13 protein-coding genes and 1 pseudogene are annotated in these 11,790 nt (G+C 51.7%); 4 read left to right on the top strand and 10 right to left on the bottom strand.

From position 1 onward, the window contains the following. From RTV33_RS11575 to RTV33_RS11535, 9 genes and pseudogenes are all read right to left on the bottom strand, one after another. A pseudogene (locus RTV33_RS11575) lies at positions 1 to 422 on the bottom strand (acetyl-CoA carboxylase carboxyl transferase subunit alpha); the annotation flags it as partial. Next, complete coding sequence (gene accD / locus RTV33_RS11570) at positions 415 to 1,293, bottom strand: acetyl-CoA carboxylase, carboxyltransferase subunit beta (protein WP_396327407.1); 879 nt, start codon at positions 1,291 to 1,293, stop codon at positions 415 to 417. The gene accD and the pseudogene RTV33_RS11575, both read right to left, overlap by 8 nt. Before the next feature lie 76 nt (positions 1,294 to 1,369). Then, entirely contained in the window at positions 1,370 to 2,725 is a 1,356-nt protein-coding gene (gene accC, locus RTV33_RS11565; RefSeq protein WP_312644410.1) for an acetyl-CoA carboxylase biotin carboxylase subunit, read from the bottom strand. Between the two features lie 34 nt (positions 2,726 to 2,759). Continuing rightward, positions 2,760 to 3,197 carry a 3-hydroxyacyl-ACP dehydratase FabZ gene (gene fabZ / locus RTV33_RS11560; RefSeq protein ID WP_312644408.1) on the bottom strand — a complete coding sequence of 146 codons (438 nt, stop codon included), beginning with the start codon at positions 3,195 to 3,197 and terminating at the stop codon, positions 2,760 to 2,762. A 10-nt stretch (positions 3,198 to 3,207) separates the two neighbouring features. Continuing rightward, positions 3,208 to 3,663 (bottom strand): acetyl-CoA carboxylase biotin carboxyl carrier protein, encoded by a 456-nt coding sequence (gene accB, locus RTV33_RS11555; protein WP_312644406.1) that lies wholly within the window; start codon positions 3,661 to 3,663, stop codon positions 3,208 to 3,210. 9 nt (positions 3,664 to 3,672) lie between these two features. Beyond that, positions 3,673 to 4,917, bottom strand: a complete 1,245-nt coding sequence (gene fabF, locus RTV33_RS11550; protein WP_312644405.1) for a beta-ketoacyl-ACP synthase II — start codon at positions 4,915 to 4,917, stop codon at positions 3,673 to 3,675. Between the two features lie 44 nt (positions 4,918 to 4,961). Next, positions 4,962 to 5,690, bottom strand: coding sequence for a 3-oxoacyl-[acyl-carrier-protein] reductase (gene fabG / locus RTV33_RS11545; protein ID WP_312644404.1), 729 nt, complete (start codon positions 5,688 to 5,690; stop codon positions 4,962 to 4,964). 28 nt (positions 5,691 to 5,718) lie between these two features. Next, complete coding sequence (fabV, locus tag RTV33_RS11540) at positions 5,719 to 6,900, bottom strand: enoyl-ACP reductase FabV (protein ID WP_312644402.1); 1,182 nt, start codon at positions 6,898 to 6,900, stop codon at positions 5,719 to 5,721. A gap of 244 nt (positions 6,901 to 7,144) precedes the next feature. After that, complete coding sequence (locus RTV33_RS11535; protein ID WP_312644400.1) at positions 7,145 to 8,140, bottom strand: beta-ketoacyl-ACP synthase III; 996 nt, start codon at positions 8,138 to 8,140, stop codon at positions 7,145 to 7,147. 208 nt (positions 8,141 to 8,348) lie between these two features. Here RTV33_RS11535 and RTV33_RS11530 point away from each other — a divergent pair, with 208 nt between their 5' ends. From RTV33_RS11530 to RTV33_RS11515, 4 genes are all read left to right on the top strand, one after another. Then, positions 8,349 to 9,272: an ACP S-malonyltransferase gene (locus RTV33_RS11530; RefSeq protein WP_312644398.1), complete on the top strand. Its 924-nt coding sequence runs from the start codon at positions 8,349 to 8,351 to the stop codon at positions 9,270 to 9,272. A 48-nt stretch (positions 9,273 to 9,320) separates the two neighbouring features. Then, positions 9,321 to 10,175, top strand: coding sequence for a shikimate dehydrogenase (locus RTV33_RS11525; protein ID WP_312644396.1), 855 nt, complete (start codon positions 9,321 to 9,323; stop codon positions 10,173 to 10,175). Between the two features lie 23 nt (positions 10,176 to 10,198). After that, a complete protein-coding gene (locus tag RTV33_RS11520) occupies positions 10,199 to 10,699 on the top strand; it encodes a shikimate kinase (RefSeq protein WP_312644394.1) in 501 nt (166 codons plus the stop codon). A gap of 118 nt (positions 10,700 to 10,817) precedes the next feature. Continuing rightward, positions 10,818 to 11,426 (top strand): DUF3267 domain-containing protein, encoded by a 609-nt coding sequence (locus RTV33_RS11515; RefSeq protein WP_312644392.1) that lies wholly within the window; start codon positions 10,818 to 10,820, stop codon positions 11,424 to 11,426. A 47-nt stretch (positions 11,427 to 11,473) separates the two neighbouring features. Here the strand turns inward: RTV33_RS11515 and RTV33_RS11510 are convergent. Continuing rightward, positions 11,474 to 11,790, bottom strand: a 317-nt coding sequence (locus RTV33_RS11510; RefSeq protein ID WP_396327402.1) for a hypothetical protein, incomplete at its 5' end; no start/stop codon positions are given.

Genomic DNA, 11,790 nt, shown 5'->3' with positions numbered 1-11,790 from the left:
ATGACAGGGGTTTTTAGGCGCATCAGCTCAAACAGGTTGCGCGCAATCGCCTCGCCCTGCCCGCGCTCCTCTGCTGCTACGCCGCAGAATGCGCCGGGGGTATCGATAAAACAAATAACGGGGCGGTGGAATTTTTCCGCCTGCTTCATGAGGCGCAGCGCTTTGCGGTAGCCCTCGGGGTGAGGCATGGCGAAGTTGCATGCTTGGTTTTCGGTGAGGTTTCTTCCTTTTACCTGTGCAATTACGGTAACGGGTGTTCCATCCAGCGTGCCGATGCCGCCGTAGATCGCCGCGTCGTCACTGTAATATCGGTCACCGTGCAGTTCAAAAAAGTCATCAAAAATAAGGGGGATGTAATCTGCGATTGTGGGGCGTTCTTTGTGGCGGACAAGCTCTAAACTCTCCCAAGCTGTTTTAGACATTCTGTGCCGCCCCCTTTGCATGAAGCCTTAGCAGGTGCGACAGGGTACCGCGCAGCTCGCTGCGGGGTACAATGCTGTCGGCAAAGCCGTGGGCGAGAAGAAATTCGGCCGACTGAAAATCATCGGGCAGCCGCTGCTTAATGGTACCCTCGATGACTCTGCGCCCCGCAAAGCCGACGAGCACCTTAGGCTCGGCTAAAATGATATCTCCCAGCGACGCAAAGCTTGCGGTTACACCGCCCGTGGTAGGGTCGGTAAGCACCGTGATGTAAAGCAGCCCCGCATCGGAATGCTGTGCCACAGCGCCGGAGGTTTTCGCCATCTGCATCAGCGATACAATGCCCTCCTGCATTCTGGCACCGCCCGAAGCGGTAAACAGCACCACCGGCAGCTGCTGTTGGGTTGCACGCTCGAACAGCCGTGTGATTTTTTCACCCACCACAGAGCCCATGGATGCCATCATAAAAGAGGAGTCCATCACACCAATTGCACAGTGCTCACCCTCAATGCTGCATTTGCCGGTTACCACCGCGTCACGCAAACCTGTTATGCTCTGCAATGCTGCAATCTTTGCCTCATAGTCGGGAAAATCGATGGGGTTTTTGCTTGTCATTTCCCTATCATATTCATAAAAGGTATCGTTGTCAACCGTTATTTTCATTCTTTCTGCGGCAGTTATTCTGGAATGATAACCGCAGGCGGTACAAACCTTGAGGTTTTTCTCAAACTCCTCCGCAATTTCGACATGTCCGCAGCGCGGGCACTTGAACAGCAGGTCGGACGCTGTCGAAAACTTATTGATCATTCCGGCCACAGCTTGTGTTCCGTCATCCATTCTTATTTTAACCTTGCTAAAAATATCCTGTAGCATCCCAGCTCCCCCCTCCTTGCCACTTGCTTTTCACCACTCTTGTGGCCAAAAACTTTTTTCAAAACCTTTGCCCGTTTCAGCATTGCTTGTTTGCTCTGCGGGCTAAAAAGCCAATATCAAAATTGCCGCGTTCCACATCACGATCGCGCAGTAAATCCAGCTGAAAGTCGATGTTGGTATCAACACCCTCAACCAAAAACTCCGCCAGTGCCCATTTCATCTTTGCAAGTGCCTGTTCGCGCGTTGGCGCGTAGGCAATCAGCTTAGCAATCATAGAATCATAATACGGAGGAATAGTATACCCTGCATACATCGCACTGTCAACCCTTATTCCGGGCCCGCCCGGCATATGCAGCGCCTGTACTGTGCCTGGGGACGGGCGGAAGCCAAACGCGGGGTTTTCGGCGTTGATACGGCACTCAATTGCGTGCCCTTTCAGGGTGATGTCCCCCTGCTTGTATTCCAGCGGTTCACCAGCCGCAATTTTAATCTGCTGCTGTACAATATCAATGCCCGTTACAAACTCGGTAACAGGGTGCTCTACCTGCACACGGGTATTCATCTCCATAAAGTAAAAGTCGCCGTTTGCATCAAGCAAAAACTCGATAGTGCCCGCGTTGTAGTACCCCACAGCGCGTGCCGCATTTACCGCTGCCTCGCCCATGCGGGCGCGCAGCTCGTCGTTCATCAGTGGTGACGGTGAGGGCGATTCCTCAATCATCTTCTGGTTGCGGCGCTGCAAAGAACAATCCCGCTCGCCCAAATGAATGAGGTTGCCGTGTTCATCACCGAGAATTTGAATTTCAACATGGCGCGGATCTACAATAAACTTTTCAAGGTAGATGGTATCGTCCGAAAAAAACCGCAGCGCCTCCTGCTGTGCAGCAATCACAGCGCTTTCGAGTTCTTCCTCGCTATCCACCCTGCGGATGCCGCGCCCGCCGCCTCCGGCACTTGCCTTTACCATAACGGGGTAGCCCACCTCGCGGGCAATGCGTTTGGCCTGCGCCATAGAGGTAACCGCACCGTCTGAACCGGGCACTACAGGAACTTTTGCATTTTTCATGGTGATTTTAGCGTTCGCCTTGTCGCCCATACGGTCAATCGATTCGGGTGCAGGGCCAATAAACTTTACGCCGCAGCGCTCGCACAGCCGTGCAAACGAGCTGTTTTCGGATAGAAAACCAAAGCCCGGGTGCACCGCCTGCGCGCCGGTAACCTCGCATGCCGCCAGAATCGCCTGCATGTTCAGGTAGCTGTCCTTGCTTGGGGCGAGGCCAATACAGATGGTCTCATCCGCAATCTGTGCGTGCAGCGCCATTCTGTCCGCCTCGCTGCACACGGCTACGGTACGGATACCCAGTTCGCGGCAGGCTCTTATAATGCGCACCGCAATCTCGCCGCGGTTGGCAATCAATATCTTGTTAAACATAGCTGTATGCCCTTTCAGCAAAATCTAGTATTCTCTACACGCGGTCGCCCAAAGCAAAGGTAAGCTCTGCCGAAGCTGCCTTTTTGCCGTCTACACTGGCAACTGCCTTGCCAACGCCAATGGGCCCGCGTGTCTTGATGATTTCAAGCTCGAGGGTAATGGTTTCGCCGGGCAGAATTTTACGTTTGAACTTTGCCTTGTCTATGCCCGCAAAATACGCCACCCTGCCCCTGTTCTCGGGTAGCGAGAGTATGCACACAGCGCCCGCCTGCGCCAGCATTTCGATGGTAAGCACACCGGGCTGAACTGCCTCTTGCGGGAAGTGCCCCTTGAACCAATACTCGTCGGTCTTGAGTATTTTTTTGCCAACCACACGCACGCCCGGCTCCAGCTCGGTGATCTCATCAATCAGCAAAAAAGGATCGCGGTGGGGGATAATCTCTTTGATCTGTTCTTGATTTAGCAGTGCCATCGTATCCCTCCTATTCCAAGACGAGAACCGGCTGCCCAAATTCGACTGCCTGCCCGTTGCCCACTAAAATTTCTTTTACCACGCCGTCGTAGTCGCTGGTTACCTCGTTCATCAGCTTCATCGATTCAATGATAAACAGTACCTCGCCCTTTTTCACCTTTTGGCCAACCTTGACAAACGGGTCCTTATCCGGTGCGGGGGAGGCATAATAGGTGCCCACAATGGGCGATTTTACCACGGTTCCCTTCGGCTCTGCCTGCGGCTCGGGGGTGGGGTTGATGACCGTTGCCTGAATGTTGGTTGTTCCGGGTAAAGCCGCAGGTATCTCCGCCACAGGTGCAGCGTAAATACGCTCTTCTTTGCCGTCTATCTTTACCGCAAAATCATTTTCTGCTATTTCAACACTGACGTTCAGCTGTGCCGCTTTTTCCATCAGCTCAATAATCTCTTTTGTTGTGTAGCTCATAAAAACACCTCATTCTTCCGCAATGTACTTTTTAAAGCAAAGCGAGGCATTGTGCCCGCCAAAGCCCAGCGAGTTGGAGAGCGCATACTGCACATCCGACGCCCTTGCACCCTCGGTAATGTAATCGAGGTCACATTCCTCATCGGGTACTTGATAGCCGGCCGTAGGCGGCAGAATGCCATCTTTGAGTGCCAGTGCCGAAGCGATTGCCTCAACGCCGCCGGCCGCACCCAGCAGGTGCCCTGTCATGCTCTTGGTGGAGCTGATTGCAACAGTATTTGCCGCATCGCCCAGAACCAGCTTGATTGCCTGAGTTTCGCAGGAATCGTTGGGGCCGGTGGAGGTGCCGTGCGCATTGATGTAGCCTACCTTGTCGGGAGAGATGCCCGCCTCGTCGATGGCAAGTTTCATCGCCATCATTGGGCCCGCTCCGGTTGGGTCGGGGCTGGTGATGTGGTAAGCGTCGGCGGTGGCACCGTAGCCCACAATTTCTGCATAAATTTTTGCACCACGTTTTATCGCATGCTCGTATTCCTCTAACACTAGAATACCCGCGCCCTCGCCCATAACAAACCCGCTGCGCTCTTTATCAAACGGAATAGACGCGCGGTCGGGGTTGGTGGCGGTGCAAACCGCACCCATGTTTTCGAAACCACCCATGCCAAATTCACAAATTGCTGCTTCTGCACCGCCTGTAACAGCGGCATCGAGGTAGCCGTGCTTAATGTTGCGGTAAGCCTCGCCGATGGAATGAGCGCCCGATGCACAGGCAGTTACCGCACTGTAGTTCGTGCCTTTAAAGCCGAATTCCATTGCTACAGTGCCCGCCGCCATGTTGGAGATCATCATCGGAATAAAAAATACCGAGATTCTGTTCGTACCTTTTTGCATGTATTTTGTGTGCTCTTCGTCAATGCTGTTCAGCCCGCCGATGCCGCTGCCGATGATGACGCCCACACGGAATGGGTCGAGATCTTCAAATGCCGTACCAGCATCTTCAACCGCCATTTTGGATGCCGCCACCGCGAACTGACAGTAGCGATCCATGCGGCGCGCACTTTTTTTATCGATACCAAACGCGGTGGGGTCAAAATTTTTGATCTCCGCTGCCAGCTTGGTGGTGAGCACTTCGCTCTTAAAGCTTGTAATTTCTGATATTCCGTGTCTGCCTGCCTTGAGTGAAGTCCAGAATTCCTCTACTGAGTTACCAACGGGGGAAAGTACACCCGCGCCTGTTATTACCACTCTTTTCATCTATCTTAACCTCCGTAACAATTAATCTTCTCCGCCACTGCCCGCTACATACGAATGCAGCCGTCAATCACCAGTACCTGCCCTGTAATGTAGCTCGCCTCTTCGCTTGCAAAAAACGCAATCGCCGCAGCGACATCTTCAGGCTTGCCAAAGCGCCCGAGTGCAATCTGTCCGAGCATCAGCTCTTTGGTTTTCTCAGGCAATACGTCGGTCATTGGGGTTTGTATAAAGCCGGGGGCAACCGCGTTGACGGTTATTCCCCTGCCGCCAAGCTCTTTCGCTGCAGTCTTTGTCATGCCCACAATACCCGCTTTGGACGCAGAGTAGTTGAATTGGCCTGCATTTCCGTAAACGCCTGCCACCGAGCTGACATTGATGATTCTGCCCCCGCGCTGTTTAATCATCACGCCGCTTGCGTGGCGGCACATGTTAAACACACCCTTGAGGTTAACGCTGATCACTGCGTCGAAGTTTTCTTCGCTCATCCGGGCCAGCAGCCCGTCTTTGGTGATGCCCGCATTGTTTACCAGCACATCCAGGCTGCCAAAACGGGCGACAACCGCTTTTATCATTTCGCCGCACTGCTCAAAGTTTGCAACATCTGCAATAAAGTTTTCGCTTTCTACACCCAGCTCACGGCACTCCTTTGCGGTTTGCTCACCCGCTTCATTGCGTGAGTTTACGGCAATGTTATAGCCCTGTGATGCAAGCTTTAACGCAACTGCCTTGCCAATTCCGCCTGCCGCGCCTGTTATCAATGCTGTTCTTGCCAATTCAGACACCCCTTATCGTAAGATCCTATCATTCTTCTATGCTTGGAATTTTAACGTCAATGTCGATATCATCGCTGTAACAGATGTTCGGAAACTCAAACCCGAACATCCGGTAAAAGTCTTCCCAGTAGCCATCAATATCGGAGGAAGCTTTTACGTTATCATCGGTGATGCTCTGCCACAACGCGGTCACCTCGTCCTGTACATCATCGCGCATCTCCCAGTCGTCAATGCGGATCAGCCCCTGCTCATCCAAGGCAAGCTGCGGCGCATAAAGCCTTTCATGGTACAGGCGGTACATCTGCTCAATACAGCCCTCGTGAATGCCTTTTTCCTTCATCACCTTGTATAAGATTGAAATGTATAGCGGCACAACGGGAATTGCCGAACTGGATTGCGTAACCAGTGCTTTGTTGATTGAGACATAAGCGTTTACACCTGCAACCTCACGGGTAATTTCCTCTGCAGTTTTATAAAGGTGATTTTTTGCCATTCCAATGGAACCGTTCAGGTACATTGGGTGGGTCACCTCCGGCCCAATGTAGGAATACGCGACGGTCATTGCACCATCCTCAATCGCATCCGCCGCTTTCAGCGCCGTCATCCAGTCCTTCCAATCCTCGCCGCCCATCACCTTCACGGTGGCGGCAATTTCGTCCTCGGTGGCGCTGGGAATGGTGGTTTTGGAGATGGCGTTGTTGCGCAGGTCGATGGTTTTGTTGGTATATGGCGAGCCTGTGGTTTTTAGTACCGAGGAATAAACAGTGCCGTCCGCAGTGGTTCTGCGCGGGGAAGCAAGGCTGTAGACAACGAGATCAACCTTACCGAGGTCTTTCTTAATGAGCTCAATGGTCTGTTCCTTAATCTCCTGCGAGAATGCGTCGCCGTTAATGGTTTTTGCGTAGATGCCATCCTGCGCCGAAAACTCTTCAAATGCGGCGGTGTTGTACCAGCCGGCGCTTGCGGTTCTGTTGCCGCTTGCCGCCTTGTCAAAAATTACACCGATGGTGGCTGCACCGCAAGCAAACGCCGAGCTGATGCGGGACGCCAAACCATAGCCGGTGGAAGCACCAATCACCAGCACCTTTTTTGCCCCGTCCACCTTGGGCTGTGATTTTACATATTCAACCTGTCTTTTCACATTTTCTCTGCAGCCCTGCGCATGGGCAGTGGTGCAGATAAAGCCTCTCACCTTTGGTTCTACCATCATTTATCCGTTTCCTCCCAATCAATTGTAATCTGTTGCAGTCCTATCCCCGGCTTTCGTGCAGACGCTATCCGCCTCTGCCCTGTTTTGTGGTTACGAGGTATACGACTATGGGAATTTCACTATGTTCTCCCCGGCTTTCGTGCGGACCCTATCCGCCCCTGCCCTATTTTTATGGCTGCGAGGTATGCGACTATGTGAATTTCACTATACTATCCCCGGCTTTCGTGCGGACGTTGTCCGCCCGCTACCACTTGAAAATTGCCGCTGCGTAGGTAACGCCGGCTCCAAAACCCACCACCGCAACCGTCTGGCCGCGTTTGAGCAAACCGCCTTTGCTGATTTCATCCAAACACATGGGAATGCACGCACTGGAGGTGTTACCGTATTTCTCAAGGTTTACATACATTTTTCCCATGGGCACGCCGAGGGTTCTCGCTGCGGTTTCCACAATACGAATATTTGCCTGATGCGGAATGATGAGGTCAATATCCTCTACGCGAATGCCTGCCTTTTCGCATGCTGCCCCAATCGCCTTAGGCAGCGCCTTTACGGCAAATTTGTACACCTCGCGCCCATCCATATATAAAAATTCGGTTTCAGGGCTTATAATCTCGTCATATTCAGGAACCAGCTCAGGCTTCATAAATGGGTGCTTCACCTGAAACGGGTTTTTGCAATAGAGCAGCTGCGCCTTGGTACCGTCTGAACCAAGGTCGGAGCTGTACAGGCTGTCGGCAGCCTCCACCACGCAGGCGCCTGCGGCATCGCCAAACAGCACACAAGACGCACGGTCGGTGTAGTCGGTGATTTTCGAGAGCGTCTCGCTTGAAACAATCAGCACACGGCGAATGTCGTCAAAGCACAGGTAGCGCCGCGCCATATCAAGCGCATATACAAAGCCCGAGCACGCTGCGTTCACGTCCATACAGATGGCGTTTTGAGCACCGATGTGTGCCTGCACCAGGCACGCGGCAGAAGGCGTCATATAATCAGAGGTAACCGATGTCACCAGAATAAGGTCGATATCCAACGGGTCAATGCCCCCGCTGCTCAGCGCATCCTGCGCCGCCAGCGAGCCCATCAGCCATGTTGGCTCCCCGCTGGAAAGATGGCGGTTTTTCATACCCGTTCTTTGGCTGATCCACTCGTCGGAGGTTTCTACAATCTCCGAGAAGTCGTTGTTACTTACAATATTTCGGGGCAGATACTTGCCTGTGGCAACAATCTTTATTCCCTTCATCGCTCTTCCCCCTTGATAATTTGTTTTAAAAGTGATATTCTATTATCAAATAAATTGTAACAGTTGTTTCACTTTATCTGTTTTAGATAATAACTTTAAATCGTCAAACTGTCAATGAATTTTTTGTGAAAAATGGAATTTAAGCCAAAAAATTGTTATCGATAAATTATGTGCCGGCCGCAATCAGACCGGATGAAAGGACAAAATCATGAACAATATAGCATTTCTATTCAGCGGCACAGGCTCACAATCTGTCGGAATGGGAAAAGAGATGTTCGAGCAGTATCCCGAGTTCCGCCGCATTTACGAATGTGCGGGCGATGTATTCGGCTTTGATGTGGCAAAAGCATCCTTTGAAGGCACAATGGAAGAAATCAGCGGCACGGCAATTTCGCACCGTCTCATCTATGCGATGTCGATAGGTGTTTACGAGGTCGCCAAAACCCGCCTGCCGCAGCCTGCGGCATTTGCGGGGCATTCTCTGGGCGAAATGGCGGCGCTTACTGCCTGCGGTGTGTTTGGTTTGGAGCAGGGCTTTACCGCCCTAAAATGGCGCTCGCAGTATATGGAAGACGCTGCACAAAACCTAAACGGCGCAATGTATGCAATTCTTGGCAGCGACGTGGCTGCCATTGAAGCCGCATGTGCACAGACCGGCGGCTTTGTGCTCCCCGTTAACTACAACTCGCCTGCGCAAACCGTTATTTCGGGCGATGCGGCAGCGGCAGCCGCCGCCGTAGAGCTTTTGCAGGTACAGGGTGCAAAAGCCATTCAGCTTGGCGTTAAGGTGCCGTTTCACACCACAAAGCTAAAAGACGCCGCCGAACGCCTGCGTGAGAGCCTGCTCACCCTTGAGTACAACCGCACGCCCTCAGCAAAATTCTTCTGCAATGTAACCGGCGAAGAAATGAACGATTTCACCGACCTGCCCGGTTATCTGGCACAGCAGATGACCTCACCCGTACGCTTTGTAGACGAGGTAAACGCCATGCAGGCGGCGGGAATCGACACTTATTTAGAGCTCGGCCCAAGCAAGGTATTGACAGGGCTGGTGAAAAAGACTATAAAAGGTAGTATAGCTGCCAACATCGACAGCCCCAAGGCGCTGGAAAAGGCCGCTCAGCTGTTTTAGCCCATACGCTAAAGCAGCCCTATTCCGCACAGATTGGAGTATTGCATCATGACAAGAAAATTTGGCATCCTCGGCTATCCCCTGGGGCACACCATGTCACCACCCATCCATAAACGGCTGTTTGAGCTGAGCGGACACACCGATGACTACGATATCTACGAAATTTCGCCCGAGGAGCTCACGGATAAAATGCCGATGCTTAAGGCTCTTTCGGGTTTTAACGTCACCATACCCCACAAGGTAGGGCTTTTAGGGTACATGGACGAGCTGGATGAGACTGCCCTGCGCTACAAGGCGCTGAACGTGGTGAGCTGCGGCAGCCGGTACATTGGCTATAACACCGATTGCTACGGTTTTCGCAAAACCATTGAGCAGATGGGGGCAGACCTTTCCCGCTCGGTGTGTGTACTGGGGGCGGGCGGCGTAGGCAGAATGTTTGCCATCGAGTCGGCTCTCTGCGGTGCACAGGTAACTTTGGCAGTTCGTGCCAGTGGAGTAGAGCTTGCACAGCGTGTGCAGTTTGATATCCGTTCGCAAATACCCGAGGCACAGGTGCGCATTGTGGAGATTGAAACGCTGCATTTACTCGGCGAAGATTTTCACCTGCTCATCAACGCCACCCCTGTGGGTATGTACCCCAAGGTAGATGCGATGGCGGTTGACCCCGCCTTGCTGCCCCGCTGCGAATATGTGTTTGACTCTGTCTACAACCCTACCGTCACCAAGCTGATGCGCGAAGCGCAGGCAGCGGGCTGCAAGGTTGCGGGTGGCATGGCTATGTTGGTTTGGCAGGCGGTAAAGGCGCATGAAATTTGGGATAATGCCCACTATAGCACAAACGATATTACCGCGCTGATCAATGAAATGGCGGCGGCGGTTGATGAAAAGTTTAAGCTTTTCTGATAACGAGAATAGGAGGACCTGGCATGGATCGCAAAAATATTATTCTCTGCGGCTTTATGGGCTGCGGCAAAACCACGGTGGGCAAAGAGCTTGCGTGGCGTATTTTTTATGATTTTGTGGATATGGACGAGCGGATTGAAAGCATCGCCGGTATGTCTATTCCCGAAATCTTCCGCCAACAAGGCGAAGATGGGTTTCGCGAGCTGGAAACCAAGGTGCTTGCCGCCGTGTGCCAAAACCACGGTCAGGTAATCGCCACCGGCGGCGGTGCACTCATGCGCGAGCGCAATGTGCAGCTCGCCAAACAAAGCGGCTCCGTTGTATTTGTAAACAGCGAGTTTGACCTATGCTACGACCGTATTAAAGACAGCGACCGCCCCATTGTACAAAGCAGCAGCCGCGAGGAACTGAAAGCATTGTATGAAAAGCGTCTGCCTGTCTATCGAAGCACCTGTGATTATGAGGTGTTCAACCACGGCAACCCCAAAGATGCTGCGAAGGCTATTCTTTATTCTTTGCTATAATTTTCAACAGCAAGCGCCTCGCCATGTGGAAAACATAGCAGGGCGAAACGTTTCTTATTTACCGTTGCAGTAACAAACAACGGGCAGCCGGTAAAATCTATATTACGAGGTAACGGATATGTCAGAACAGCAAAATCTTGAAAGCCAAGAAAGAATCGCACATTATAATAGAATATGCAGCGAAATGCAGCAGCAGGGCTATACTGCGAACAACGGAACCATCTCGGTGTTAAAGGCCAATGTTATGGCCTTGGTAACCGCAGGCCCAATTGCATTGCTTTGTTTTATTCTTTACCTGCTGAAATGGAACCCCATTGAGTTCTCTTTTTCAATTTTGGAGCCATTTTTGTTTTTGGGGTTGTTCTTCATTTGTATTGTTGTGCACGAATTGTTACATGGTGTGACATGGGCCCTTTTTTGTAAAAACAAATGGAAAAGTATACGATTTGGTGTAATGTGGAATTATCTTACTCCGTATTGTCACTGCAAAGAGCCATTGGCATTTGCATACTATTTAATCGGCGGGCTTATGCCTTTGTTTGTACTTGGTGTTTTATGGTTTATCCTTGCTTATATTGGGGGCAGTACCCTGTTGGCTATGCTTAGCATTATTAATATTCTTTGCGCGGGCGGCGATACAACCATTGCACTTATGTTGCTGAAGTACCGTAAGGCATGTATTTTAGATCACCCTACAGAATGTGGTTTTGTCGCCTTTACCAAGTAGGGGTAATACTAAAAAAGCTGAGATACCGTTATGGTATCTCAGCTTTTTTACATCTGTTCCATCATTTTGTTCAGGTATTCCACCGCCATAATAATATCGGCAGCGGCGTCCTTGCCAACCTCGCGCTCAATCGTGAGAAAGCCTGTATAGCCCACATCCTTAAGCGCCTTTAAATACTCGGCAAAGCGTACGCTGCCCTTGCCAAGGGGCGTTTCGGAGGAGTAATTGCCCTCGTTAATCGCCTCGATACCGCCCTCTGCAAACAGCTTATAAAACTCCTTGGCAGAAATACTGTTGTTGCAGGTGCCGTCCTTAGCGTGGGTATGTACAATGCGGTGTGCGGCGGTGTAAACGCCCTGCACCT

It is taken from the genome of Hydrogenoanaerobacterium sp., from assembly GCF_032017025.1.
Classification (GTDB): Bacteria; Bacillota; Clostridia; order Oscillospirales; family Ruminococcaceae; genus Hydrogenoanaerobacterium.
This window is presented reverse-complemented; position numbering and strand designations above follow the sequence as displayed.